Origin of the sequence: Sulfurovum xiamenensis, assembly GCF_030347995.1 — a bacterium.
GTDB lineage: Bacteria > Campylobacterota > Campylobacteria > Campylobacterales > Sulfurovaceae > Sulfurovum > Sulfurovum xiamenensis.
Window position 1 is genome coordinate 31,357 of record NZ_JAQIBC010000005.1, and the last position, 24,522, is coordinate 55,878.

The 24,522-nt window shown below is 39.3% G+C and carries 28 protein-coding genes and 1 pseudogene; 13 read left to right on the plus strand and 16 right to left on the minus strand.

Translation table 11 applies throughout. From position 1 onward, the window contains the following. Nucleotides 1-22: 22 nt before the first annotated feature. Nucleotides 23-1,867, minus strand: a complete 1,845-nt coding sequence (locus PF327_RS08040; RefSeq protein ID WP_008245344.1) for a diguanylate cyclase domain-containing protein — start codon at nucleotides 1,865-1,867, stop codon at nucleotides 23-25. A gap of 146 nt (nucleotides 1,868-2,013) precedes the next feature. On the opposite strand from PF327_RS08040, the gene cmoA reads away from it, so the two are divergent. Then, nucleotides 2,014-2,721 carry a carboxy-S-adenosyl-L-methionine synthase CmoA gene (gene cmoA / locus PF327_RS08045; protein WP_289402076.1) on the plus strand — a complete coding sequence of 236 codons (708 nt, stop codon included), beginning with the start codon at nucleotides 2,014-2,016 and terminating at the stop codon, nucleotides 2,719-2,721. Nucleotides 2,722-3,010: 289 nt separating this feature from the next. Beyond that, the gene (locus PF327_RS08050; protein ID WP_008245342.1) at nucleotides 3,011-4,357 is read left to right on the plus strand and encodes a class II 3-deoxy-7-phosphoheptulonate synthase; all 1,347 of its coding nucleotides are present in this window, start codon (nucleotides 3,011-3,013) and stop codon (nucleotides 4,355-4,357) included. 1 nt (nucleotide 4,358) lies between these two features. On the opposite strand, the gene PF327_RS08055 is transcribed toward PF327_RS08050, so the two are convergent. The 14 genes and pseudogenes from PF327_RS08055 to gatC form a co-directional block, all read right to left on the minus strand. After that, nucleotides 4,359-5,549: an ArsS family sensor histidine kinase gene (locus PF327_RS08055; RefSeq protein WP_008245341.1), complete on the minus strand. Its 1,191-nt coding sequence runs from the start codon at nucleotides 5,547-5,549 to the stop codon at nucleotides 4,359-4,361. After that, nucleotides 5,546-6,199: a response regulator transcription factor gene (locus PF327_RS08060; protein ID WP_008245340.1), complete on the minus strand. Its 654-nt coding sequence runs from the start codon at nucleotides 6,197-6,199 to the stop codon at nucleotides 5,546-5,548. The genes PF327_RS08055 and PF327_RS08060 overlap by 4 nt, the downstream gene beginning before the upstream one ends. Nucleotides 6,200-6,268: 69 nt before the next feature. Next, nucleotides 6,269-7,063: a shikimate dehydrogenase gene (locus PF327_RS08065; protein ID WP_289402077.1), complete on the minus strand. Its 795-nt coding sequence runs from the start codon at nucleotides 7,061-7,063 to the stop codon at nucleotides 6,269-6,271. Nucleotides 7,064-7,082: 19 nt separating this feature from the next. Further along, nucleotides 7,083-8,489: an anthranilate synthase component I family protein gene (locus PF327_RS08070; protein WP_289402078.1), complete on the minus strand. Its 1,407-nt coding sequence runs from the start codon at nucleotides 8,487-8,489 to the stop codon at nucleotides 7,083-7,085. Nucleotides 8,490-8,495: 6 nt separating this feature from the next. Then, the gene (locus PF327_RS08075) at nucleotides 8,496-9,383 is read right to left on the minus strand and encodes an SPOR domain-containing protein (protein ID WP_289402079.1); all 888 of its coding nucleotides are present in this window, start codon (nucleotides 9,381-9,383) and stop codon (nucleotides 8,496-8,498) included. A 65-nt stretch (nucleotides 9,384-9,448) separates the two neighbouring features. After that, nucleotides 9,449-9,733 (minus strand): hypothetical protein, encoded by a 285-nt coding sequence (locus PF327_RS08080; protein ID WP_008245326.1) that lies wholly within the window; start codon nucleotides 9,731-9,733, stop codon nucleotides 9,449-9,451. Between the two features lie 27 nt (nucleotides 9,734-9,760). Next, nucleotides 9,761-9,943 (minus strand): annotated as a pseudogene (locus PF327_RS11475) (DUF1882 domain-containing protein); the annotation flags it as partial. 9 nt (nucleotides 9,944-9,952) lie between these two features. Next, entirely contained in the window at nucleotides 9,953-11,203 is a 1,251-nt protein-coding gene (locus tag PF327_RS08085) for a serine hydroxymethyltransferase (RefSeq protein WP_008245323.1), read from the minus strand. 44 nt (nucleotides 11,204-11,247) lie between these two features. Then, entirely contained in the window at nucleotides 11,248-12,903 is a 1,656-nt protein-coding gene (gene lysS, locus PF327_RS08090) for a lysine--tRNA ligase (RefSeq protein ID WP_289402081.1), read from the minus strand. 126 nt (nucleotides 12,904-13,029) lie between these two features. Further along, a complete protein-coding gene (locus PF327_RS08095; RefSeq protein ID WP_008245321.1) occupies nucleotides 13,030-13,467 on the minus strand; it encodes a Fur family transcriptional regulator in 438 nt (145 codons plus the stop codon). Beyond that, complete coding sequence (locus PF327_RS08100) at nucleotides 13,464-14,102, minus strand: CvpA family protein (RefSeq protein ID WP_238536377.1); 639 nt, start codon at nucleotides 14,100-14,102, stop codon at nucleotides 13,464-13,466. The genes PF327_RS08095 and PF327_RS08100 overlap by 4 nt, the downstream gene beginning before the upstream one ends. 83 nt (nucleotides 14,103-14,185) lie before the next feature. Continuing rightward, nucleotides 14,186-15,244 carry a type IV pilus twitching motility protein PilT gene (locus PF327_RS08105; RefSeq protein WP_008245319.1) on the minus strand — a complete coding sequence of 353 codons (1,059 nt, stop codon included), beginning with the start codon at nucleotides 15,242-15,244 and terminating at the stop codon, nucleotides 14,186-14,188. A gap of 12 nt (nucleotides 15,245-15,256) precedes the next feature. Next, nucleotides 15,257-15,598: an arsenate reductase family protein gene (locus PF327_RS08110; RefSeq protein WP_008245318.1), complete on the minus strand. Its 342-nt coding sequence runs from the start codon at nucleotides 15,596-15,598 to the stop codon at nucleotides 15,257-15,259. A gap of 9 nt (nucleotides 15,599-15,607) precedes the next feature. Beyond that, nucleotides 15,608-15,898 (minus strand): Asp-tRNA(Asn)/Glu-tRNA(Gln) amidotransferase subunit GatC, encoded by a 291-nt coding sequence (gene gatC, locus PF327_RS08115; RefSeq protein WP_008245310.1) that lies wholly within the window; start codon nucleotides 15,896-15,898, stop codon nucleotides 15,608-15,610. Between the two features lie 102 nt (nucleotides 15,899-16,000). Between gatC and PF327_RS08120 the strand changes: the two genes are divergently transcribed. The 7 genes from PF327_RS08120 (at nucleotide 16,001) to PF327_RS08150 (ending at nucleotide 20,319) form a co-directional block, all read left to right on the plus strand. Beyond that, nucleotides 16,001-16,342, plus strand: coding sequence for a ferredoxin-thioredoxin reductase catalytic domain-containing protein (locus PF327_RS08120; protein ID WP_289402085.1), 342 nt, complete (start codon nucleotides 16,001-16,003; stop codon nucleotides 16,340-16,342). Nucleotides 16,343-16,424: 82 nt separating this feature from the next. Beyond that, nucleotides 16,425-16,769: a rhodanese-like domain-containing protein gene (locus PF327_RS08125; RefSeq protein ID WP_008245301.1), complete on the plus strand. Its 345-nt coding sequence runs from the start codon at nucleotides 16,425-16,427 to the stop codon at nucleotides 16,767-16,769. Further along, nucleotides 16,770-17,318, plus strand: coding sequence for a YqiA/YcfP family alpha/beta fold hydrolase (locus tag PF327_RS08130; protein WP_289402087.1), 549 nt, complete (start codon nucleotides 16,770-16,772; stop codon nucleotides 17,316-17,318). 6 nt (nucleotides 17,319-17,324) lie between these two features. Further along, the gene (gene dapE, locus PF327_RS08135) at nucleotides 17,325-18,434 is read left to right on the plus strand and encodes a succinyl-diaminopimelate desuccinylase (RefSeq protein ID WP_289402089.1); all 1,110 of its coding nucleotides are present in this window, start codon (nucleotides 17,325-17,327) and stop codon (nucleotides 18,432-18,434) included. Beyond that, complete coding sequence (locus tag PF327_RS08140) at nucleotides 18,431-18,814, plus strand: thioredoxin family protein (protein WP_289402090.1); 384 nt, start codon at nucleotides 18,431-18,433, stop codon at nucleotides 18,812-18,814. The genes dapE and PF327_RS08140 overlap by 4 nt, the downstream gene beginning before the upstream one ends. A gap of 6 nt (nucleotides 18,815-18,820) precedes the next feature. Further along, nucleotides 18,821-19,300, plus strand: a complete 480-nt coding sequence (locus PF327_RS08145; protein WP_008245294.1) for a thioredoxin fold domain-containing protein — start codon at nucleotides 18,821-18,823, stop codon at nucleotides 19,298-19,300. Continuing rightward, on the plus strand, nucleotides 19,297-20,319 hold the full coding sequence (locus tag PF327_RS08150) for a sensor histidine kinase (RefSeq protein ID WP_289402091.1): 1,023 nt from the start codon (nucleotides 19,297-19,299) through the stop codon (nucleotides 20,317-20,319). The genes PF327_RS08145 and PF327_RS08150 overlap by 4 nt, the downstream gene beginning before the upstream one ends. Before the next feature lie 9 nt (nucleotides 20,320-20,328). Here the strand turns inward: PF327_RS08150 and PF327_RS08155 are convergent, their stop codons facing one another. Next, nucleotides 20,329-20,796, minus strand: coding sequence for a DsrE family protein (locus tag PF327_RS08155; RefSeq protein WP_289402092.1), 468 nt, complete (start codon nucleotides 20,794-20,796; stop codon nucleotides 20,329-20,331). Between the two features lie 83 nt (nucleotides 20,797-20,879). Here PF327_RS08155 and PF327_RS08160 point away from each other — a divergent pair, with 83 nt between their 5' ends. The 4 genes from PF327_RS08160 (at nucleotide 20,880) to soxX (ending at nucleotide 24,509) form a co-directional block, all read left to right on the plus strand. Beyond that, a complete protein-coding gene (locus PF327_RS08160) occupies nucleotides 20,880-22,016 on the plus strand; it encodes a hypothetical protein (protein ID WP_289402093.1) in 1,137 nt (378 codons plus the stop codon). Continuing rightward, on the plus strand, nucleotides 22,013-22,672 hold the full coding sequence (locus PF327_RS08165; protein WP_289402094.1) for a response regulator transcription factor: 660 nt from the start codon (nucleotides 22,013-22,015) through the stop codon (nucleotides 22,670-22,672). Before PF327_RS08160 ends, PF327_RS08165 begins: the two co-directional genes overlap by 4 nt. Continuing rightward, nucleotides 22,662-23,807, plus strand: a complete 1,146-nt coding sequence (locus PF327_RS08170; protein ID WP_289402095.1) for a sensor histidine kinase — start codon at nucleotides 22,662-22,664, stop codon at nucleotides 23,805-23,807. Before PF327_RS08165 ends, PF327_RS08170 begins: the two co-directional genes overlap by 11 nt. Before the next feature lie 126 nt (nucleotides 23,808-23,933). After that, on the plus strand, nucleotides 23,934-24,509 hold the full coding sequence (gene soxX, locus PF327_RS08175) for a sulfur oxidation c-type cytochrome SoxX (RefSeq protein WP_008245283.1): 576 nt from the start codon (nucleotides 23,934-23,936) through the stop codon (nucleotides 24,507-24,509). Nucleotides 24,510-24,522: the final 13 nt, after the last annotated feature.

Below are 24,522 nucleotides of genomic sequence, written 5' to 3' on the forward strand. Positions count from 1 at the left end.
CGATAATCTTTTTTAAAATTGCCTACGTAGTGTAGTGTATGTCTGCCTCATCCATGTTGTTATATTTTTTAAGACAATAAAGATCCGGATCTGGCTGAGAATACTCTATACGATTTTTACCACTGTTCTTTGCTTTGTACATTGCTGAATCAGCAGATTTTATCAAGTCTTCTGGTGTGACACCGTCATCGGGATAGATGGATGCACCGATACTCATCCCTATGGAGATCGTATTTCCTTCGATGACACAAGGTGTATGTGTCAGTGCATTGATCCTACTTAAAATTTCGTTCAGATATTCAAAACTATGTAACTCTTCAACAAGGATGACAAATTCATCCCCGCCGAAACGACATATGGTATCCTCTTTTCTTAAGATCCCTTGGAGCGCACTTCCTACTCTTTTGAGTATCTCATCACCTATAGTATGACCAAAAGTATCATTGATCGGTTTAAAATTATCCAAGTCACAAAATATAAGACTGATACATTTCTTGAACCGGTCTGCGTGGTTGATCGCATGTTCCAATCTATCATTGAATAAGAGTCGGTTGGATAGACCGGTAAGGGGATCATGTGTGGCTAAGTAGGCATGGTCATGTGCATCTTTTCGCTGGTGTGTGACATCGGAAAAGATGCCGATAAAATTTTCGATCTTACCCTGAGCATTTTTGATCGTATTGATACTGAGCCACTCAATATAGATCTCACCGTTTTTTTTACGATTGGTGATCTCTCCTTGCCAGTATCCATTCTCAGACAATTGGTTCCATATTTTCTGGTAAAAGTGATTATCGTGTTTCCCGGATTTGAGGATCTTGGGATCTTTACCCAGCACATTCTCCAGTGAATAACCTGTTATATCGACAAATGCATCATTCACATGTAGAATACGGTTATTGCTGTCTGTGATCAAGACACCATCCATGGTGTGTTCATAGACTGCGGAAGACATTTCAAGTGATTTGAGGTTGTTTCTGTTATTTATAGCCGCGCCGATGATGGATGCAGCAGTACTGAGCATTTCAACATTGGTGGATTCGAGTGTTTCCTTGTGCTCATCTCCAATACCAAGAAAACCCCACCATTTATCTTGTACAAAGATAGGCAATATGAGCAGAGAATTGATCTTAAAGAGGTCCAAGAGTTTCTTTTTTGACTTGTCATAATCCTCTCTGCTTCCATTGATAGAGAGATTTTTCTCTAATTGGTTCTTCCAACGCATGAAATAGTGTTTACGGTAGTGGATACGTTTTTTACTTTTTGCCTCAGGGTTATCATTGATATAGAGAAGTTTTTGTGCTGAAAGGTTATTTTCATCCTCCTCATTTTGGTAGATAAATATGGATGACATGTCAGAAGCTTCTTTAAGATTCTGCATCTCTTTTTTGAGTGCTTGCATCCAATCTGATTGTTGTAAAAAGTTATGTGACATCTCATTGATGGCATGAAGTATATTTTGTTGTCTCTGAATCTCTCGGTTACTACGTCTTTTCTCTATGACATCATCATAAAGGCTTTGTATGGTCTTGGAAAAGCTTTTAGAGGCAAACGGCTTGGAAAGGAACTGATTCACTCCAAGCTCGATCGCTTTAAGGAGAATATCACGTTTTTCAAAGTCTGTAAAGATGGCTATCTTCACATGTTCATCTTCTTTTCTTATCTCTTCAACCATCTCCAGGCCATTCATATGCGGCATGTTGATATCAGAGAGAATAATATCCGGTTGATGTGTCTGATAGAGTTCAAGTCCCTCTAGTCCATTGGATGCCGTGAGTATATGATCTGTATACCCATATAACATATGGTTAAGTATAGAGGTAGTAGTTTTGTCATCATCTACAATAAGTATAGTTAATTTTTCCATATTTTTAATTCTAATCCCTTGTTTCTAATTCTAATAGAAAAAGCTTTGATTTTGATAAAAAAACATGAGAAAGTATATTTTATGCTTCAACTGATTTAGACTACTCTTTGAATATAATGATAAAAATAAATTGTAAAGAAAAAGTAATGCAAGATAAAGTGTTTAATAAGCCTATAGAAAAAAAATTTGAATTTGATGAAGCAGTCGCGTCTGTGTTCGATGATATGTTGAGCCGTTCCGTGCCTTTTTATGATGAAGTACGCAAGTTGATCATCTCTTTGATACTTGCAGAACAAAAAGAGGGTAAAAAAGTGCTTGATCTTGGTTCTTCTACCGCGAAGTTCCTACTCGATCTTCACAGTAAAATGGATGTCAAGATGCAACTCAAAGGTTTGGATAATTCACAGGCGATGTTAAATAGGGCAGAGCAAAAATGTCAGGCTTTCGGTGCAAACATAGAGTTGGAATTGGCTGATATGCTGACCTATGACTACCAAGAAGAAGATATCATAGTGGCAAACTATACGTTACAGTTCATCCGGCCTATGCAGCGTGTTGAACTTATAAAGAAGTTGTATCAAGGATTAAACGAAGATGGGATGTTCATTTTTTCTGAGAAAGTGGTTTTTGAAGATAAAAAGCTTGACAAGGAGCTCATCGATATCTATTATGAGTATAAAAAAGGGCAGGGATACAGTGACTATGAGATCGCACAAAAGCGCGAAGCGCTGGAGAATGTACTGATCCCTTTCACCATCAAAGAGAATATCCAGATGTGCAGGGATGCAGGATTTAAGCGTATTGAAACGATCTTTCAATGGGCAAATTTTGTGACCTTTGTTGCAAAAAAGTAAATCTTATTCTAATGATAAAGTGAAGTTATTCACATCTTTCTCACCTTTGTGAGTAACGTAAGTACTTTTACCCTTTAAAGAGAGCATCAGATGTGAAAGGATGCAGGGTTGAGGCGTATTGAAACGATCTTTCAATGGGCAAATTTTGTAACCTTTATTATAAAAAAGTAAATCTTATTCTGATCATAAAGTAAAGTTATTCACTCTTCTTTCACCCCTGTGAATAACTTGATTCCTTTTTTTCATTTTTTTTAGCTATAATCGTCCAATTTATTTTTAAGGATATACTATGAGTTGGACACCAGGCAGTTGGAGAAATTTTCCCATAAAGCAACAACCAACATATCAAGACCAAGAACTTCTTAAAAAAGTAGAAGCTGAATTAAGTTCTTATCCACCACTTATTTTTGCAGGTGAGGCAAGAGACTTGAAAGAGAAACTGGCAAAAGCTGGACGCGGGGAAGCATTTTTACTCCAAGGCGGAGATTGTGCAGAGAGCTTTTCTGACTTTAATGCAAAAAATATTAAAAATCTTTTTAGGCTGATGCTTCAGATGAACATGGTTTTGATGTATGGTACAGGTAAGCCAGTGGTCAAAGTAGGACGTATTGCCGGACAATTTGCAAAACCGAGATCCTCTGATTTTGAAGAGATTGATGGTGTTAAGTTACCAAGCTACCGTGGGGATATCATTAATAGTATCGAGTTTACTGAAGCAGCAAGGGTACCGAATCCTAAAAATATGCTAAAAGCCTATAATCAGTCTGCTGCGACACTGAATCTTGTGCGTGCGTTTGCAAGAGGCGGTTTGGCAGATCTTACTAAAGTACACCAATGGAACCTTGAGTTTATTAGAGACAATCCGCTTGGAAAGCGTTATGATGCGCTCAGTACTAAAATCGACCATGCAATGAAGTTTATGGCAGCCTGTGGACTGAATAGTGATACAATGCCACAACTACACCAAACCACACTCTATACATCACATGAAGCATTGCTTCTTAACTATGAAGAGGCATTGACCAGACAAGACTCTGAGACCGGTGAATGGTATGACTGTTCAGCCCATATGCTATGGATAGGTGATAGAACAAGAGATCTCAATGAAGCACATATCGAATACTTTAGAGGGATCAAAAACCCTATCGGCTGTAAAGTTGGTCCAACGATGGGAGAAGATGAACTTATCGAGCTTATTGATGCATTGAACCCGGATAACGAAGAGGGAAGATTGAACCTTATCGTACGTATGGGTGCCAGTAAGATCAGAGAGTATTTCCCTAAATTACTTAAGCGTGTAAGAGATGAAGGGAAAAATGTTGTATGGTCTTGCGATCCTATGCATGGAAATGTTGAAAAGAGTTCAACTGGGTTCAAAACCAGGGATTTTGATAACATTCTTTCTGAAGTAGAACAGTTCGTGGCTATTCATAAAGAGATGGGTACTGTCGCTGCAGGTATACACTTGGAGATGACGGGAAATGATGTGACTGAGTGTACAGGTAGTACATCGTGTGCCATTACGGATGAAGGACTTGCAAGCCGTTACCATACCCAGTGTGACCCTAGACTGAATGCATCTCAAGCCTTGGAGCTTGCATTTATGCTTTCACATAAAGATGACGACTCTGAATAGGCTATACCAGTGTGAAGATGTTTTCTCCATCTTCATGCTGATAGTGTAACTCCATTTGATGAATATCCAAAATACTCTTTACAATATAGAGTCCTAACCCTAATCCTTTTTTAGAGGCATGGAAAGGTTTGAAATAATTTTCTAACGGCTCTGGCAACGCTTCACCTTTATTCCTGATTGTCAGTTTGTTGTCATTTATGGTCACGGTAATATATTTGTCCGTACTGTATTTTATACCGTTATCAAGAAGGTTCTTGATCACAAGTGTGAAAAGTTCAAAATCAACCGATAGACTATAATCTTTTTCAATGTTCGTTGTGATAAGACGTTTTGGGTTCTCTATCATCAGCATATCTTCACTGGCTTCAAGCAGGTCGCTCATCTTGTAAGGTTTGATCGTCAGTTCAAAGTTCTTGGAAGTGATCTGCTCGATCTTTGCAAATTCATCGATAAGAAGGTTCAGTCTTTCAAAGATACTGTGCATACGGGCTTTATTTTTCTCATCCTCAAGCATTTCACTGACAAGACGCCCTTTGGCGATAGGTGTTTTAAGCTCATGCATGATGGCACGTAAAAAGAGTTGGCGGGAATGCAGAAGTTCACGTATCATGGTAACGGCATGATCAAATTCATTCGCTACCTCGGCTATCTCATCTTTCTTATCACTTTTACACTCTATATCCAGGTTACCTTTAGAGAAGGTCTTGATCTGGCTTTTGAGTGCGGAAAGCGGTTGTAAACTTTTCATGATCCACAGATATAAAAAGATAATGAGAAGAAAGACAGTGGAGAAAATGAGGACACGTTTAATCGGGAACTGTGGTTTATTCTTGTTTTCAAGTATCAGTTTAAATCGATCATTGTTGATGATGATGATACGCTTTAAATGGAAGGTGTCTACGGCATAACGTTTAAGTTCACCTTTCTCTTTGAAAAAACGTTCTATCTGAACGACCATGCCTTTATCTGTAATGAGTGACACATTCTGTGCCTCAAGATAGGCTTCATCGATCTTCCCGTATTTTAGATAATAGGTATAAAGATAATGGGAAATGGCCTGTTCTTGTGCAATATTCCTCTCTTCTATCATTGCATGGTCATATTTGATAGAAAAGATAAACAGTGCACCCAACAGAAGTAAAGTAACAGAAAATACCAGTCTTATTTTACTGCGTAATGATGTGATGATCATACGAGTTTATATCCTACACCACGCACGGCCTGTATACGTTTGTTATCACCCAGTTTTGTACGTATCTTTGAGATAATGACATCCAGACTTTTCCCTTGTGAATCCATACTCATAGCCCTGGAAGTATTGATGATCTGTTCACGGGATTGTGTAATGCCTTGATGTTTTACCAGTAGGGAGAGGACTTCAAATTCAGCAGGTGTCAAAGAGAGTGCTTCTCCTTTAAAATAGATGGTATCCCCTTTCAGTTCAAAATCACTTTTAGGTGTGGCAATTTTGTTATGTTCTGATTTCGAGTAACGTCTAAGCAGTGAAGTGATACGTGCATACATCTCTTTGGGGTCATAGGGTTTAGGCAGGTAGTCATCGGCACCCAGTGCAAAACCCTCCACTTTGTCATTGATGTCCGAACGTGCGGATGAGATAATAATAGGAATATCATATTTTTCCACCACCTCTTTACAGACTTCAAGGCCATCCATCCCTGGAAGTGTAAGGTCCAAGATGAGTAGGTCGTATTTCTTCACACCGGCACTCAGACCAAGATAAGGATCTTCATAGTTCGTGACCTTGATATCATATTGTGCAAGATACTCCGTGAGTAGTTCTGCAAACTCTGTATCATCTTCAATCATTAAAATATTTATCATGGTTACCTCATAGTGTCTCTATATATTCTTATTTTAATGACTAAAGGTTAATTAAAGTCAAATGGCTTGTTAGAGTATAAATGCTTTTTGCATATATGGTTTGATCTCTTCAAAGCTAAAAGTATGGTCTGTAAAATACTCAAAAGCGATGATTCCCTGATAGAGCAGCATATCAGAACCGTCTTTTGTCGGTTTATTCTGGTTTTTTGCAAGTTTTAAAAAGGGTGTCTCTTTCCCATAGATCACATCTACACAGGCTTTTGCGGTAGGTATCACTTTTTCAAGTATGTCAGATGGAGCCGGTAGTGCATCATCTTCAAGCCCGGCAGAAGTCATATTGATCACTAGGTCATAGGGCTTTGGCCGGAAATCCTCAAAGGTATAGGTTTCAAATCCATTTTCTTTGAAATAGGTGAGCCTATCTCCACTGCGATTAAGAATGGTTACCTCATAGCCAGCTTCTTTGAGGATGATAGAAGTAGACTTGGCTGTACCTCCCGCACCTAAAAAAAGGACGGTTTTGACATTTTCGAATTCAGATATGGCTTTTAAAAAACCTGGAGCATCTGTATTGTATCCATAGAGTTTTCCCTCTTTTTCAACGATGGTATTGACCGCACCCACTTTTTGGGCAAAAGGATCCAGTACATCACACGCAGCATAGGCATGCTCTTTATGAGGTACAGTGATGTTGATACCTTTGAGGCCAAGTGAAAAGAAGGTTTCTTTGAGCCTGCTCCCCTCTTCAAGTAGATAGCGGGCATAACATCCGTCAAACTTCAGCCCTTGAAACGAGAGGTTGTGCATCAGTGGGGATTTGGAGTGGGAAACTGGATTTCCAAAGATGGCAAAGAGCTGTTTCATAGGGAGTTTTTACCCATCTTTAGAGTGTCTCCATCTCTTTGAGTGTGGAGAGCAGTGCACCTAGTTTATTTTTCACTTCCAGATATTCCAGTTCCGGTTTTGAATCGGCAACCACTCCGGCACCAGCCTGTAGGGTGATAGAGTCTGGTTTGATAAGTGAAGTACGTATGGCGATGGCTGAATCCATGTTCCCATCAAAAGAGAAGTATCCTACAGAACCAGAGTAGAATCCACGTTTTAACCCTTCATATTGTGCGATGAGCTTCATGGCTTCTATTTTAGGGGCACCTGTCATGGTTCCCGCTGTAAAAGTGGCAGCGAAGAGGTCAAACATATCTTTATCCTCTTGTAACATCGCTTCGACATCCGATACCATATGCATCACGTGAGAGTACTTCTCTACACGCATCATATCTGTGACTTTTACCGTACCAGTCTGTGCTACACGTCCTACATCATTACGTCCCAGGTCTATGAGCATAAGGTGCTCTGCACACTCTTTAGGATCATTGAGCATCTCAAGCTCCAACTCTTTGTCACGTGCTTTATTTTTACCCCGTTTACGCGTACCTGCGATCGGACGTAGAAGTATCTCACCGTCTGTCAGACGTACCATGACTTCCGGTGAAGAACCACAGATAGAGAAATCTTCATAGTCCAGCAAGAAAAGATAAGGGGAAGGGTTTTTAGAACGAAGAATTCTGTAAAAACTAAGCGGGTCTATTTTTCCTTTTTGTGTATATCGGTTGGCCAAAAGTATTTGGAAAATATCGCCGGAACGTATATTCTCTTTAGACTCTACAACCAGTGCTTTAAAACGTTCTTCATCGATACTGAAACTGCCTTCACCCTCAAGTTCTACCGGCTTAAGAGACATTGGTGTGCATGCGTTTGTCAAGATAGCTTCGATAGCACTCACTCCCTTTTTCATAGAGTCATCATTCAGGAGTATGGTGAGTGTTGCATTTTTGTGTGAGTAGGCAATGATGATCTTTGGACGTACCAGATCAAGATCAGGTGTATCAAGCGGGTCGAGCAGTGCATCCATACTCTCTTCGAGCACAGGTTCAAATACTTTGACCATATCATAGGCGATAAAACCTATAAAGCCATCCACAAAAGAGAAACCAAGTTCTGATGCTTTTTCTTTATAGGCAGCCTGATCAATACTCTTATAATATGTTTTTAAAAAAGTAAAGGGGTCTTCTTTTAAGGTTTTTTTATGACCGCTTTTATCCGTATAGACAGTTGTTTTATCTTTATAGCTGAGACGCTCTTGTGCACCTACTGTGATAAAAGAGAAGTTACCGTCACTGGTATTGACGACACTCTCAAAAAGCATGGTGACTTCATTGGGAAAAATCTCTTTTATTTTCCCATAGAGTGCAACAGGAGTAAGTTGATCAAAAAGTATTGTTTTGTGCATAGTTGTCTACCTTGTTGTTACAAAAGCTTGTTTATGTATACGGTCTCTCACATCAAGGAGAACACGTTTTACGGACTCTTTATCACTATAAGGACCTATGAGTAATCTTTTGATACCGCTTCTATTAGGTTTTGTCATGATATATTTGTACCCATTGTTTTGAATGACCGATATAAAACGTTGACTTGGTTCTTGTCTATAGGCCCCCACTTGTACATAATATCTTCCTGTAGAAACGGTTTTAGGGACAGGCTTGGAAGCTACAGGTCTCTTTACCGGTTTTTTCACAGAAGTAACTACCGGTGTAGGTGTTTTTATTGTTTTAGGCTTGACTGTTTTTTCTTCTTTGATCGTTACGGTTGGCTTACTCTGTTTCATGGATTCGTAAGCTAATTGTTCAGCCTTCCTCTTCTCTTGCATTTTTTTCCAATAGGCTATGTCAGCAGCATCTTTTTCTGCTTTTTCTGAAGACTCTTGAACCATATTTTCCTTGCCTATTTGAGAAACAGGTGCTTGAATCTCTTGATCCTCTATATTTGAAAGCACAGGTTCTTTTTGGACCACTACGGTCGATGGTTCAATGCTCTCTTTTTTTGTTTCAACCAAAGGTGTTTGAGGTTTACTTTCTACAATGTTTGAAAGTGATGGCTCTTCTTTTACCTTTTTTGGCTCAGGGGTCTCTTTTAACTGGAGCTCTGGCGCTATCAACTCTGTGGTATCTTCTTCAAACGCAAGCCTATTCTCATCGGGCGTTTTCAGTAAGATCTTAGTGAGGATAATAGCCACTATCAATACAACGATCAGTAATGCGATAATGGTTAAAAAGCTTTTGGTTTTACTGTTTTTCGGTTCGATATTATCGATAATCAAGTCATCAAGATTGTGATCATGCATAGGGGGAGTGTCTCCAGATATAAATTTGTATTGATTATATCATATTTATATATATTATTTAAATGTTAGAGTCTATTATAGGGAAGTGTGACGATATTGTATGCTTCTGGCAGTGCCAATGAAGGCAGACATTTCCATTTTTTCGTTATTTTTTCTTTAAGCGTATTTGAAAGTTTTTGAAGTTGTGCATCTGCCTCTTCCAATGGTAAGTGGTCTACTCTTATAAAGACCTGCAGTCGTTCAATATCTTTACCCTGATAGATATGATAGTCGGTGATATTGAGTGTCTTAAAGAGGTGCTTGATAAGATGCTGAAACCTTTTGTGCTCATCACCTTTGTATTCGATCACAAGATAGTTGGTATGGTTCTCTTTCAGCAGGGGGGCTGCAATTGTAAATTGCCTATTTTGGTGTTGTTCTAACAGCAGTGGTGTCAGCGGTTCATTAATACGTTCAAATTTGGCATAAAAGGTACGATTGCTGAACTGTATCTGTTCAACGATCGTATTCCTTTTAATGTAATAATGGTCATCAAAAAGATCTAAATCAAAAACTTTTATGGTTGTACCTTAGTAGATAGGCTTGTCATAGATCACAAAATCTTGTGCCAGTACTCTCATCTCTTCTTTGATCGTTGCATGCAATGCAGTGTCATTGATATTGTCAAGTACATCAGCAATCTTGTTTGCGATAAGTTCAAACTCTTTCTCTTTCATCCCTCTGCTTGTAAGTGCAGGAGACCCAATACGTACGCCTGAAGTCACAAATGGACTTCTTGTCTCACCAGGGACAGTGTTTTTGTTCACGGTAATACCTGCTGCACCCAGTGCCGCATCCGCATCTTTACCAGAGAAATCCTTGTTTAGGAAAGAAACCAGTACAAGGTGGTTGTCTGTACCGCCTGATACGACATCATACCCTCTTTTCATAAGTACATCGGCAAGTACAGCTGCATTTGCTTTTACTTGTTTTGCATAGACCTTCCATGCATCACTGAGGTTGTGCTTGAATCCAACCGCTTTTGCAGCTACTACATGTACAAGTGGACCCCCCTGTAGTCCAGGGAAGATCGCTGAATTGATCTTTTTAGCGATATCCTCATCATTTGTCATGATCATACCACCACGAGGTCCTGCAAGTGTTTTGTGTGTGGTCGTAGTAACCACATCCGCATACGGGAATGGACTAGGGTGTTCACCTGCACAGACCAAACCTGCAATGTGAGCGATATCTGCAAAAAGGATAGCACCAACTTCATCAGCGATCTCTCTGAACTTTTTAAAGTCTATCTCTCTTGCATACGCAGATGCACCACATACGATGATCTTAGGCTGTACGATCTTGGCGATCTCTAGGACTCTGTCATAGTTGATACGACCGTCAAGCTCTACACCGTAAGTGAAAGAAGAGTAGTTTTTACCAGAAAAACTTGGCTTGGAACCATGTGTCAAGTGACCACCGTGGCTCAAATCCATTCCGAGTATCTTCTCTCCAGCCTTAAGTAGTGCTGCATAGACAGCGCCATTTGCCTGTGAACCTGAATGCGGTTGAACATTGGCATAGTTACAGTTAAATAGTTCACATGCTCTGTCAATGGCAAGTTGTTCTACTGTATCAGCAAATTCACATCCACCATAATATCTTTTATACGGGTATCCTTCAGCATATTTGTTCGTAAACACAGAACCCATCGCTTCCATTACAGCAGGAATAGTAAAGTTCTCACTGGCGATCATCTCTAAGTGATCCGTTTGTCTTTCTCTCTCATTCTCAATCGCTTCAAAAATCTCTGGGTCAAATGTTTCTATGGCATAACTCATAAGGTGTCCTTTGTTAGGTTTATTAGTGGATTTATATCCAAATTTTACTTTTGCTTCTCTTGCATTCTTTGTTTACAGGCTGCTACATCTATACAGAACATACCCTTGCCTTTTTTGGCAGGTTTCAGTTCATCTATATTTTCATTACCGCATTTTTTACATTTGTTCTCAACAGCACAGATCGGTGCAAGTTCTTCTCTTGGGACTTCTGGTTTCATCGCTGGGAATAGAAGTACATCTCGGATACTGTGTTGGTTGGTCAGCATCATCACCAGTCTGTCGATACCGATACCCTCACCGGCTGTTGGTGTCATACCGTAGCTGAGTGCCTTCACATAGTCTGTATCCATATGCATGGCTTCGTCATCGCCCGTTGCCTCTTTGGCATCCACTTGTCCCTTAAATCTCTCATACTGGTCGATAGGGTCATTAAGCTCAGAGAAACCATTGGCGATCTCTTTCCCTGCCATGAATAGTTCAAAACGCTCTGCAATGTCTGGGTTCTCATCACTTCTTCTAGCCAGTGGCGAGATATCGACAGGGAAGTCTGTAATAAACGTAGGGTTAATGAGTTTTCCCTCAACAAATTCATCAAAGAGTTCAGCCTGTAGATAACCCAATGTAAGGTTAGGATCCACTTTGACATTATGCTCCTGGAGATATGCCAATGCTTTTTCCTTATCTGTGGCAACCTCTGCAGGCACGCCACCTATGCTTGTAAGCGACTCGATATACGGTATTTTTGCAAACGGTGTCGCAAAGTCTATCTCAACCTCACCATATGGCAACTTTCTTTCAAGATCAAGATTATCAAAAAGATAATCAAATAACTCTTCGGTGATCTCCATCAGTTCGATATAGGTTTTATAGGCCCAGTAGAACTCTATCATCGTAAATTCAGGGTTATGGGTATGGTCCATTCCTTCATTTCTAAAGTTTCTGTTGATCTCAAAAACCGCTTCCATACCACCCACGATAAGACGTTTGAGGTAAAGTTCAGGTGCAATACGCAGATAACGCTCTACATCCAGCGCATTGTGGTGTGTGATAAATGGTTTTGCATTTGCACCGCCAGGAATAGGGTGCATCATAGGTGTTTCTACTTCCAGGAACTCTTTATTTTCAAAGAATCTTCTTACCATGGAAACGATCTTGGATCTCATGACAAAGTTCTTTTTAACATCAGGATTCATGATCATGTCAAGGTAACGTTGTCTGTATCTAAGTTCCTGATCTTGAAGTCCATGGAACTTTTCAGGGAGTGGAGAGATCGCTTTAGAAACGATTTTCATATCTTTACAATGCAGTGTGAGTTCACCTGTTTGTGTCACAAAAGGGTATCCAGTTGCTTCGATGATATCGCCGACCTCAAAGAGTTTCTTTGCCACATTGTTATAAAAACCTTCCGGAAGTTCATCTCTATTATAATAGATCTGAACCAAACCTTCTGCATCTGCTATCTTTGCAAAAGCCGCTTTTCCCATGATACGAATAAACTTGATTCGTCCTGTTAGTGAATAGGTTTTGTTCTCATCTTTTTTCTCATCACTCTCTTGCTCTTTGATATAAGCACACTCTTCTAAAAACTGTATTGAAGGGGTTCCTTTTTGTATCTGGTTCGGGTAAGGATTGATCCCTTCTTCTCTGAGTTTTTCTGTTTTTTTGATTCGTTCTTGGATATATTGATTGTCAAATATCAAGCTCTCTCCTGTTGTTGATCTAGTTATTACATCTCTATAGGGTCAGGCCCTATGGACTATTTTGATGGGAAGCTGCTTCTCAAGCAATCCCAACGATTTATTATTGTATGAGCGGGTTACGTCTGTTTATTGGCACTTCTCACAAAGACCGGTGATCTTCATCGTATGGTCTGTCATTTGAAAGTTGAACTTTTTTGCTATCTCTTCTTGTCTCTCTTCAATGATCTCGTCGTAGAATTCTATAATATTACCACACTTTGTACAGATCAGGTGATCATGATGTTTCTTAAGCCCAAGTTCATATTTTTTACCCTGTACACCAAAAGAGATGGAGCTGGCGATCTCTGATGTTTCAAGTAGAGCAAGCGTACGATAGACAGTCGCAATACCGATATTGACATCCGGGTGTTGCTCTTTCAGTAAGGTATAGATATCCTCAGGCGTAAAGTGTCCATTGTTTTCATAAAGAAACTTTAAAACAAGCTCTCGTTGTTTTGTGAACTTCAGAGCGTTTTCTTTTAGAAGTGTCTGGAACTTTTCTAGAAGGAGAGGGTATTCAATCATACTGAACCTTGTTTTTCTATCGTGTTATTGGTTTCAATTGAAGTATTTGTCTCCACTGAAACATTTGTTTCAGCCGGAGCAGTGACTTCTTTTGTATCTGAAACAGTCAGCCCCAAATCAGAGGTGTCAAGGTTGATAAGGTATGAACCTGTCGCTCTGAGATATGGATAAAGTATAGAATCATTGATATACTTTTCTAAATTATCTTTGATCAGTGTGACATTGGATAACGCAGTTACGATCAATGCAAAAATGAGGAAGTACTTCCCCCCTCCTGCGATGAAACCAAAAAGACGATTGAGAAAACCTAAACCGCTTTCGCTGGTAAGTTTAGAAAATATCGTACCAAGGATGGTAGCACTTACCCAAATAATGATCAAAATAGCGAGGAAACCGATAAGTTTTAACAGGGATGCATTCTCTAAAGGCAAAAAGTTCGTATCAATAAATGTTGCAGCTTTATCAGAAAGTCTAGAGGCAAAGTAGACACCGCCTACCAGACCCAACAGACCAAATATTTCTTTGATAAATCCCTGCATAAAACCTTTGATCCCAAGTATCAGTACTATGGCTGAGATCGTGACATCAAAGTAGTTAAAGTCCATCATTGAAAAGCCTTCCATTGAAAAATCCATTTTATCCCCTGTTTCTACTTATAGTTTTTGCGTATTGTATCTATATCTCTCTAAAAATGTTTTGAGAGAGGTTTTGGTGATGATCATACTTTACCAGAAAGTTCAGCTGGTCTGTTGGCATACTGCATAGCAACATCACGGCTTATCTTCCCGTCTTTGAGGAATTTAAGCAGAGCCTGTGTTTGCGTTTGCATACCTGTATCCCCTTGTCCTAATTGCATTTGTGAATAGATCTGGTGCACTTTATCTTCACGTATGAGGTTTGAGATCGCATGATTTGTGACCAGGATCTCTGAAGCAGCCACACGACCCCCTCCCAGCTTAGGGAGAAGCGCCTGTGCGATAACTGCTACCAGTGAAGAGGCGATCATCGCTCTGATCTGTGGTTGTTCATCCCCTGTAAATACATCGATAATACGGTTAATGGTTCCCGGTGCTGAAGAAGTATGCAGGGTACCAAATACAAGGTGACCTGTTTCAGCGGCAGTCAGTCCGGCTTCTATAGTCTCTTTATCCCTCATCTCCCCGATCAGTATGATGTCCGGGTCTTGACGCATGGCATATTTGAGTGCTGTGGCAAAAGAGGAGGTATCTTCACCTACACCTCTGTGAGAGAAGACGGATTTTTTATTCTGGTGAATAAATTCCACAGGATCTTCCACGGTAACAATGTGTTTTTGTTCATGAAGGTTGATCTCATTAAGCATCGCTGCCAGTGTGGTTGATTTACCAGAACCTGTCGGTCCGGTGACCAGAATAAGCCCTTTTTCTCTTTTGATAAGACTTTTATAGACTTCAGGCGCACCCAGGTCATCCAAAGAAGGCACATCAATAGGAATGATCCTGAATGCAGCAGCAGTGTCCCCTAATGTACGATAGTAGTTTGCCCTGAACCGTCCGATGCCAGGAAGCAAGAGTGCGAAGTCAAGTTCATCATGCTCTTCAAATTGTTGTTTCTGTTTCTCTGTGATAAGAGAGTAACACATCTCCTCGATATCATCCCCTGTCAGTACAGGTAGATTAACGGGTTTAAGTACACCGTCGAGTCTGATCTGTGGTTCGGTACGACTTACGAGGTGTAGGTCCGATGCACCGTGTGTAACAACACTTTGAAGCAGTTTTTTGATATCAAAAGCAGCCATGATTATCCTTTTTTAATGTATAGTTTTTAGATATTGAGACTCATTATACCCAACTATCACCTTGTTATCAAGCTCAATAACGGGCCGTTTGATGAGCATATTCTCTTTTGCGAGCCACTGTTGTTTTTCTTCGTCAGAAAGATCAAGTTCTTTCAGTTTTAAGGTGCGGTAGGTCGTGCCTCTGGTATTGAAGAGGGTTTTGATATCGGTATGCTTTAGCCATGAAGCGATAGTCTCCTCGCCCACAGGTGTTTCACGGAAATCTATAAACTCATAGGCTATCTCATGGGATTTCAGATATTTTATCGCTTTTCTGACACTGTCACAATTTTTTATACCATAGATCTTTAACATGTGCTACACTTATTCGATGATCGCTGGCACGATGAAAAAGTCATCATTCGCTTGAGGTGCATGAGAGAGGATATCTTTTGCAATATCATCGGCTTCTCTAGGACTATCAGCTCTTAAAGGAGTTCCACCTTCAAGCGTTGAGAAAGAAGCATCCAAGGCTTCCGTATCCAGTTCATTGAGATTATCTACATAAGTGAGGATACCTGAGAGTTGTTCGATCACCGCTTCTTTTTTAGAATCGTCGATCCTTAGGTGTGAAAGTTTTTCAAGTTTCTCTAAAACAGTGTGATCTATTTGCATGATATCCCTTATTTCTGGTCAATTTTTATAATGGCTCTTATTATATATTAATTTAGTTTAAGATATAACTACAGGTAAAATAACAGATAAAGGGTATAAACGATGCAGAAACTGGATATGAATTCAGAAGAATTTAAAGCAGAAATGGAAAAGACAAAAGAGTTTACAGATAAAGTCTGTGAAAGTAAAGGCTGGGTCTATAACAGTAATGAAGAGGTCAATGAAGCGATCATTATGGGGCTTTCACGTCATAAATTACTTTACGGAAAAAGATTCTGTCCATGTTTTATGGTTGAACCAGATGAGTCAAAGCCGGGTAAATTCAAAAGTGTCGATGACAGGATCTGCCCATGTAAACCTGCGATAGAGAAAGAGCTCCCTGAAGATGGTATATGCCATTGTCAAATCTTTTGTACACCTGAGTACCGCGAAGCAAATAGTTAAGAAAATAATATTTTTAACTTAACAGCAAGTTATAATTTTGATTGACTATAATACTTGATTATTTTAGTCAGGAGAGCATAGTATGCAAGAGTTACTTGAAAAAGATGATATTAATTCAGAGGAATTAGAGCTTTTATTGGAAGCACGTGATGAAGGGAAAGTAGATTTCCTTTTGGTCGATGTACGGGAAGAGATGGAGTATAACATGGGCCATATTAAAGGTGTGGACATGCTTAAACCTACAACTGCTTTTCAACAATGGGCACAAGAGCTCTTTGATGAGACCAAAGAGAAGAAAGTCATCTTTACCTGCCGTACAGGTAGTAGAAGCGGACAGGTGCAACATGTATTTCAGCAACATGGACATACAGGTGTATTGAACCATTTTGGCGGTATTGTGACCTATCATGGAGAAATAGAACAATAAATGTCTAAGATCCTCTATATTCACGGTTTCGCATCTTGCGGAGAAGGGAATAAATCGTTACTCCTTAAATCCTATTTTGGTGCAGATAATGTCATAGCACCGGATCTTCCACCTTCCCCTATCGATGCTCTGGCATTGCTCGAAGAGATCTTAGCGTCCACAAAAATTGATTGTTTGGTAGGTTCATCCTTAGGCGGGTACTATGCAACTATTTTGGCTGAAAAATACCGCATGAAAGCCATACTGCTTAATCCGTCGACCCGGCCATGGGAAACTTTGGCTGCCTATACGGGGTGGCAAAAGCGTTTTTGCGATGAAGAGGTATTTGAGTTCAAGCCTGTCTATCTCGAACAACTCAAAATGTTGCAAACAGCCCCGGATAAAGGGAGCTATCTTTTGCTTTTGCAAAGCGGGGATGAAGTATTGGATTATGCTAAAGCACAATCGCTCTATAATACACACAAAGTTATCGTTCAGTATGGTGGAAATCACCGTTTTGAAAATTTGGATGAGTATCTCTCAATGGTAGAAAAATTTATAAATAAATGAGTTTGAATGAATGTAGTTGACCTATTGCTTAAATTGTTGAGTTTTGAATCTTTGACACCTGATGATGCAGGATCGTTAAAATTCATAGAAGAGTACCTTGATGAGTATGAGGCGATCTATGTGAACAAAGAGGGTGTCAAAAACCTGATGTTAAGTAAAAAGTTCTCAGAGGGACCACATCTTTGTTTTGCCGGACACGTAGATGTAGTGCCTGCGGGAGATAATTGGGACACAAATCCTTTTGTCCCTGTGATCAAAGAGGGCAATATCTATGCCCGTGGTGCACAAGATATGAAAAGTGGTGTAGCCGCTTTTGTACAAGCTTGTAAAGAGAGTGAACACTTTGAGGGTACACTCTCCGTACTGCTTACCTCTGATGAGGAGGGTGAAGGCAAATATGGTACGGCTGTGATGCTTGAACACCTCAAAGAGATAGATTTTTTACCCGATTACTGTATCGTTGCAGAACCGACGTGTGAACGTGTCTTTGGTGATGCCATCAAGATAGGAAGACGAGGTTCGATCAATGGATATTTAACGTTGAATGGTAAACAGGGACATGCTGCCTATCCGGAGAAAGCGATCAACCCGGTCCATCAGATAGCACCTATTTTAGATAAGATCGCAGGGATAGACCTGGACCAAGGGGATGATGATTTTGCACCAAGTAAAATGGTGATCACGGACATCCGTGCAGGAATGGAAGTTACGAATGTTACACCAGGATCATTAAAAATGATGTTTAATGTGCGTAACTCCACTAAAACTACACAACAAGAGGTTAAACTGCACATAGACAAATGTTTTGACGGCTTGGATTACAGTTTGGAATTAACGCAGGGTTCGTACCCATTTGTAACGAAAAGAGATTCAAAGATCGTACAGAGACTCACTTCCAGTATCAAAAATGTCACGGGAGTGGAAACCAAGTTTTCTACGGCCGGTGGTACCAGTGATGCTAGATTCATGGGGGCCTATGGCATAGATGTTGTAGAGTTCGGTGTGATAAATGACACCATTCATGCACCAAATGAAAGAACATCCATCAAAGAAGTTGAAGCACTTTGTGCTGTGTTTAAAGATACAGTGAAACATTTTAATGAAGGATCAAAATGAACAAAATAGTATTAGGCGTTTTACTTTTCTCAAGTCTACTCTTTTCTGTAGAATGGAGCAAAGATCTGGAGACAGCATTTGCCACAGCAAAAAAAGAACATAAAAATATCATGGTCTTGGTTGAAGGTGAAAACTGCAGATGGTGCAAAAAACTGAAACACCGAACACTTGCTGATGAAGCAGTAGAGAAGAGGCTAGAAAAGTTCGTGACTGTCAAGGTGATGAGAGAAGATGCTTTTGCGATGTCTGAATTGCCGGAAGTAAAAGGTGTCCCTACGATTTTTTTTATGAATGAAGACAAGGTGATTTCAGATGAAATTCTGGGTTATGTGGATGTAGAGGATATGATCTATTATATCAATGATATAGAAAAAAAGTAGAGATCAGTGTTAAAGAGTCAAGGAATCATCACAGCTATTATATGGATCGGGCTGCTCTTTTCTTACGTATATGGCGAAGAAACGATCCAGGTCGTGCATCAACAAGTGGGCACACCTCCTGCCTATGAGAAACTGAGTTGGGAAACCGATATGGATCATGCGTTTGAACGTGCCAAAAAAGAGCATAAAAATGTCATGATCATGGTAGAAGACACACGGTGCAAATGGTGTAAAAACATAAAAAAAGGTGCCTTGTCTGATCCAAAGGTACAGGATAAACTTCAGTCTTATATTTTGTTAAAAGTGCAAAGATCAGATAAGAAAAATGCTAACCGTATTGAGGATTTCACTGGAGCCATCCCGAGTTTTTATTTTATGCAGCCAGACCAAGAAGTGTTTGAGTCTGTTGTGGGCTATTTTGCTACAGAAGATTTTTTAGATTTTCTCAAGGTGCTCGAAGAAGAGAATGAGGTATTTGATCTATGATCTTCAGACGTCCTCACTTTACAGAATATATTATGGCAAGACTTGTCACCTTGGGCGTCTTTACAGGTTTTTTCTTTAGTACGCTTTTGTATATTTTTATCCCTGAAACTGATATTGCTTTTTCAGCTATAGCGCTTTTGATAGCAGGCTTCACCATATTTATCTATGCCATAAATCGTGGGGCTAGACGTATGCAAAATGAACTCAGGCTTATCAATAAATATTTGGAAAATCTTGAAAAAACAGAGAAGATAGACTACAAAGCACATTTTTTTACCCAAGAGTTTGAAGATATCAACCAGAACCTTATTAAAGTACTTGATAGTGCCAAAAAACGTGAAGAGATCAAGCAACGTTATAATGCAAAGCTGAAGCTTAAAAATCGTCAGCGTGCAGATATGATCTCAGCGATCGCACATGAGTTTCGTAACCCTATCGCTTCCATCATGGGATACGCACAGACATTGGAGGAAGATAAAGAGATCCCTCACGCACTGCAGGAAAAATTTTTAAATAAGATCTATAACAATGGTGTCAAAATCGAAGCACTCCTCAGCAGACTGGTACTGTGGAATAAGTTTGAGAGTGGTGAAGCAACACTGCATCCAAGTCAGTTTGACCTCTATACTCTGGCACAGGAAGTTAAAACATCTTTAGAAGAGAAGTACCCTCAAAGAGAGATCGTACTACAAGGAAGTAGTCATATGGTCGAAGCGGATCGTACACTTCTGGAGATCGTACTCAAAAATCTGATAGAAAATGCACTGAAATATTCCAAAGATGAAGTCGTGGTCACGATAGATAAAGGGCATATATCTGTGATAGATAAAGGTTTAGGTATCTCCTCCTCGGATATTAACAAAGTCACCAAAAAGTTTTATCGTTCGGGTACACATAGCTGGGATAATTCTATGGGGCTGGGGCTTTCTATCGTCAAGCGTATCCTTGAGTTACATGGTACAGAATTAGAGATTCAGAGTGAAGAAGAAAAGGGTTCCACCTTCTCTTTTACTCTGTAAATTTTTTCATTAATCCCTGATAGGTACATAGGCATACCCCTCATTCTGTTTGTCGATCAGACCTATCGATGCATTCGGGATGACCTTTACAAAGTCATAGACATCTTTTTTTTCCAGACCATGTTTCCGTAAACCGACCCCGCATACCAAAAATTCAACCTCATAGGTGTCGGCCAGTGTTTGTATACGTTTTCCAAGCGTTTGATAGCTAGAAAGTAAGGCTTTGTCATCTTTAAATTTACTTGCTGCAGGTTCCTTTAGAAAGAACTTGTAGGCACCGCCATGAATGACCACCGAAACATCAAGCTCACGTAGGGTACTTTCATAATGTGCTTTATTGGATACCACGGCACTTAAAATACGCAGTTCAAAATTCTTCAGATCTTTGGTGGTCAGATCGTACACAACTTTGGCAGGCGCTTCTTGTGCGTATAATATGCCTAAAGTGAAGAGTAGGCTCAAGAGAATTTTTTTCATGTATGTTCCTTTTAGTAAGTTTAAGATAGGATAGCGTTATAATATAAAAAAAATATAAATAGTTAGGAATAGGATCCCATTTTATGCGTGTAAAAATGAAATCATGTACACCTTCAAAGTACATCAGTAAAATAGCAGCCTATATTACTTTTGGTGTATTGATGGTCCTTTTTATCTCGGTTTTTTTCTTTGTACAACAAAGTAAAGAAGACAGACTTATAAGTCTAGGGGATCAGATAGTCAGTGATTTTAGAGCAGGACTTGACTATGAGATGGCCGATCTTCTCTCATTGTCTTTGGCACTCTCTGAAGATGGTGAACTAAAAAATGCATTGACAGCAGATAATGAGTCTCAAGGGTATCGAATACTCAGTAGGATAACAGAAAGGTTTAAAAAATATACACATGTAAAAACCCTGCGTATCCAGGTATTGACTCCGGATTTTTTCATTTTTGCACGTAGCTGGGATGAAGGATATGAAGGGATGCCCATTTGGTGGTTCAGGGAGGATCTGGCTTCACTGGATAAGAACAGCCGTCCAAAAGTAGGGATGGAAACGGGTAGATTACTGACTCTGAAGGCTACGATCCCTATGCGCAGTGGAGATAAGGTGCTTGGTTATCTTGAAGTGATCAAATTTATCGATGACTTTACACTCAAGTTACGAAAAAAAGGTATCGAACTTTTTGCACTGATGGATGAGAAATATCTGGAACATGCGGAATTGATGCGAAATTTCCCTCTCTTAAACGGATATGTGATCTCAAATCAAAACTTTAACCAGCAATACATGGATAAAATAGAAATGATAGACTGGGAAGCTTTATTGCTCAATAATTATGAATATGAAGATGGTATTCTTTATCTCTATGAGCCTATGGTCAATGGAGCAGGAAAACAGATCGGTATCTATCTGTTATGTATCTCAAAGGATACACTGGAACTACATGAAAAAGCAGATCAAAGTGTCTCGGTCTTCACGCAGTTTTCAGATGAAGATATAAAAAATGTGGTCGAAGCTTGGCAGACACCACATGACAGTTTCCGTAACGCCTATGACAAAGAGCTCATAGGAGTCTTACCAAAATTAAATGAAGAAGATAAAAAGGAACTTGAAGTAGAAGCGAAACGTATCCTGTATGGTTATAGCAAAGATGAGCTTATTGATATCATTGTTGAAAATAAGCATAATGAGAAAAAGTTAGGGACGATAAAATGAAAATACTAATTTTAGAAGATGAAAGTATACTTGCACTCAGTATGAGAGAATTTTTAGAAGAGAGCGGGTATGAAGTTGAATGTTTCACCGATGCTGATTCAGCGTATGATGCGATTTATGAGAATGTCTATGATCTACTGCTTTTGGATGTGAAAGTACCTGGTGAGAAGAATGGTTTTGAAATGCTCGAGGAGTTACGGGAAGATGGCAATGTGACACCAGCTATCTTCATTACCTCATTGACGGATATAGATGATCTTAGCCGGGGGTATGAGTGTGGTGCGTGTGATTATATACGGAAACCTTTTGACCTTGCGGAACTGAAATTACGGGTAGAGCAGGTGATGAAAGTACAATGTTTTGCTTCATCCGATGAGAGTATAGAACTACCATCAGGGTATAGCTATGACCTTAAAAAGATGAAGCTTACGTTTAATGGTGAAACGGTACAACTTGCTAAAACAGAGGCAAAGATACTGGAACTTCTTATCAAAAAGAGAGGCTCTGTGGTAAGTTGTGAAATGTTTTGGGAAGAGGTATGGGGAGAGTGGGTAGATCCTGCCAATATTCGTGTACAGGTAGGTAGTTTACGGAAAAAACTTGAAAAAGATTTTATTAAAAATGTGCGTGGTGTAGGGTATAGTATTGATTTTTAATACCGATGATTTTGCCCGTAAATATGCGTTTATCTATACGGGGATATTGGCTGTTCTGTTGATAGCACCGCTGGTAGTCTATGTACAGCTGCTTTTACAGATAGATGAGGCAAAAGTAAAACTCTCTCTTGAATCACAGGCAAAGAAGATCATCACCTCGATGCAGCACTATCAAAACGAAGATCAAGTCTACTATTTCCCACGCTATAAAGAGTATAAAGCAGCACTCTATACGGATCAGTATGAAGTGATATTTTCCAATTTAGAGTTTGAACCTTTGTCATTTACAGAAGGTTTTCATCAAAAAAGAAATCGTTACTATTATGTTTATCCCCTTCCAAACGCTTATTATTTCGGTGCAAGCTATTTATTGGTCTCTACGATTCATACGGCCAATAATATTTACTTTTTTGCTGCTATGGTCATGATCGCTATTGTGATCGCGCTATTTATATTTTCATTTTTATTGCTTAGAAATTTTTCAAGGCCTTTTGAAAAACTCAATACGCAGCTTGATAACTTCATCAAAGATTCTATGCATGAGATCAATACGCCTTTAAGTATCATTAACCTCAATTCTGATCTTTTTGCGAGTAAATATGGTGAAAATAAATATCTGTTGCGAATGAAGTCTGCTGCCAAAACACTTGCGACGATTTACAATGATATGGATTATCTTGTCAAAGAAGGAAGGGTCAAGTATAAAAAAAGCGACTTGGACTTTGGTGAATTTATCCAAAATAGAGTAGATTATTTTCAAGAAATAGCAAATCTTAAGCAGATACAACTCCAAACGAATATCCTTTCGGGACTTACACATACTTTTTCAAAAACGAAACTGCAACGTATCGTTGACAACACGATCTCGAATGCTATCAAATACAGCAATGACAATAGTAATGTTGAGATCAGTGTATATAGGGTGGATGACCATATAGTATTTGAAGTACAAGATCATGGTGTCGGTATAAAGGATACGAGTAAAATATTTTCACGATATTACAGAGAGAATGAAGCCAAAGGTGGCTTTGGTATAGGATTGAATATCGTAAAGAAAATTATCGATGAAGAAGATATTCTTTTAGAGGTCGATTCAAAATTTGGAGAGGGTACTACCTTTAAATATATCTTCTAATACTCCATAAAATATACACACATATCTATCAATAATTAAATTTTATGCAGGGTCATTTACATTTTTACACTTTCTTTACATTCCTTTGTTATGATGCTTCTTGAAAACAAATAAAAAGGAGTATGAATGCATACAAAGATCAAATGTTTTGCTTATGCAACATTGTTTTTATCAGCTTCAGCATCACTATGTGCTGTGGATTTGACAAAAGCATATGATATGCCAGATGCAACAAAGATAATAGAGAAAGATCTATTCCCAGCGGCTAAAACGTACACAATGCCAAAAAGCTGCGATCTTACAGATGCTAAGGCAATCGCAAGAGGGGAATTTATGTTCCATAATCTCAATGGTGCAAAAGCAAAGGGAAAACTACCAGAAGGTTTGGCTAAGACTGTTGAGAAAAAAGGTAAAGATGGCAAAGTGAAAAAAGAGCCTAAACAGTATGGTAACTGTGTAGCATGTCATGACATTGAAGGGGCGAAGGGTGCAGGAAACATTGGTCCTAGTCTTACAGGGTATAAGGAAATGTTCCTAGATACAAAAGTAAGAGATGCACAATTTGTCTATCAGAAAATTGCTGATCCTAGAGTTGATAATCCAAATACACACATGACAGTGAATCTTACTACAGGACTCTTTACTGAGCAAGAGATTTGTGATTATACTGCGTATGTAGTATCAGAAAAAAAGAAAAAATAAAAGGAACTAAAGA

Coding starts and splice junctions, on each gene's coding strand:
- PF327_RS08040 (WP_008245344.1), bottom strand. CDS start 1,867: ATGGAAAAATTAACTATACTTATTGTAGATGATGACAAAACTACTACC.
- cmoA (WP_289402076.1), top strand. CDS start 2,014: ATGCAAGATAAAGTGTTTAATAAGCCTATAGAAAAAAAATTTGAATTT.
- PF327_RS08050 (WP_008245342.1), top strand. CDS start 3,011: ATGAGTTGGACACCAGGCAGTTGGAGAAATTTTCCCATAAAGCAACAA.
- PF327_RS08055 (WP_008245341.1), bottom strand. CDS start 5,549: ATGATCATCACATCATTACGCAGTAAAATAAGACTGGTATTTTCTGTT.
- PF327_RS08060 (WP_008245340.1), bottom strand. CDS start 6,199: ATGATAAATATTTTAATGATTGAAGATGATACAGAGTTTGCAGAACTA.
- PF327_RS08065 (WP_289402077.1), bottom strand. CDS start 7,063: ATGAAACAGCTCTTTGCCATCTTTGGAAATCCAGTTTCCCACTCCAAA.
- PF327_RS08070 (WP_289402078.1), bottom strand. CDS start 8,489: ATGCACAAAACAATACTTTTTGATCAACTTACTCCTGTTGCACTCTAT.
- PF327_RS08075 (WP_289402079.1), bottom strand. CDS start 9,383: ATGCATGATCACAATCTTGATGACTTGATTATCGATAATATCGAACCG.
- PF327_RS08085 (WP_008245323.1), bottom strand. CDS start 11,203: ATGAGTTATGCCATAGAAACATTTGACCCAGAGATTTTTGAAGCGATT.
- PF327_RS08095 (WP_008245321.1), bottom strand. CDS start 13,467: ATGATTGAATACCCTCTCCTTCTAGAAAAGTTCCAGACACTTCTAAAA.
- PF327_RS08100 (WP_238536377.1), bottom strand. CDS start 14,102: ATGGATTTTTCAATGGAAGGCTTTTCAATGATGGACTTTAACTACTTT.
- PF327_RS08105 (WP_008245319.1), bottom strand. CDS start 15,244: ATGGCTGCTTTTGATATCAAAAAACTGCTTCAAAGTGTTGTTACACAC.
- PF327_RS08110 (WP_008245318.1), bottom strand. CDS start 15,598: ATGTTAAAGATCTATGGTATAAAAAATTGTGACAGTGTCAGAAAAGCG.
- gatC (WP_008245310.1), bottom strand. CDS start 15,898: ATGCAAATAGATCACACTGTTTTAGAGAAACTTGAAAAACTTTCACAC.
- PF327_RS08120 (WP_289402085.1), top strand. CDS start 16,001: ATGCAGAAACTGGATATGAATTCAGAAGAATTTAAAGCAGAAATGGAA.
- PF327_RS08125 (WP_008245301.1), top strand. CDS start 16,425: ATGCAAGAGTTACTTGAAAAAGATGATATTAATTCAGAGGAATTAGAG.
- PF327_RS08130 (WP_289402087.1), top strand. CDS start 16,770: ATGTCTAAGATCCTCTATATTCACGGTTTCGCATCTTGCGGAGAAGGG.
- dapE (WP_289402089.1), top strand. CDS start 17,325: ATGAATGTAGTTGACCTATTGCTTAAATTGTTGAGTTTTGAATCTTTG.
- PF327_RS08140 (WP_289402090.1), top strand. CDS start 18,431: ATGAACAAAATAGTATTAGGCGTTTTACTTTTCTCAAGTCTACTCTTT.
- PF327_RS08150 (WP_289402091.1), top strand. CDS start 19,297: ATGATCTTCAGACGTCCTCACTTTACAGAATATATTATGGCAAGACTT.
- PF327_RS08155 (WP_289402092.1), bottom strand. CDS start 20,796: ATGAAAAAAATTCTCTTGAGCCTACTCTTCACTTTAGGCATATTATAC.
- PF327_RS08160 (WP_289402093.1), top strand. CDS start 20,880: ATGCGTGTAAAAATGAAATCATGTACACCTTCAAAGTACATCAGTAAA.
- PF327_RS08165 (WP_289402094.1), top strand. CDS start 22,013: ATGAAAATACTAATTTTAGAAGATGAAAGTATACTTGCACTCAGTATG.
- soxX (WP_008245283.1), top strand. CDS start 23,934: ATGCATACAAAGATCAAATGTTTTGCTTATGCAACATTGTTTTTATCA.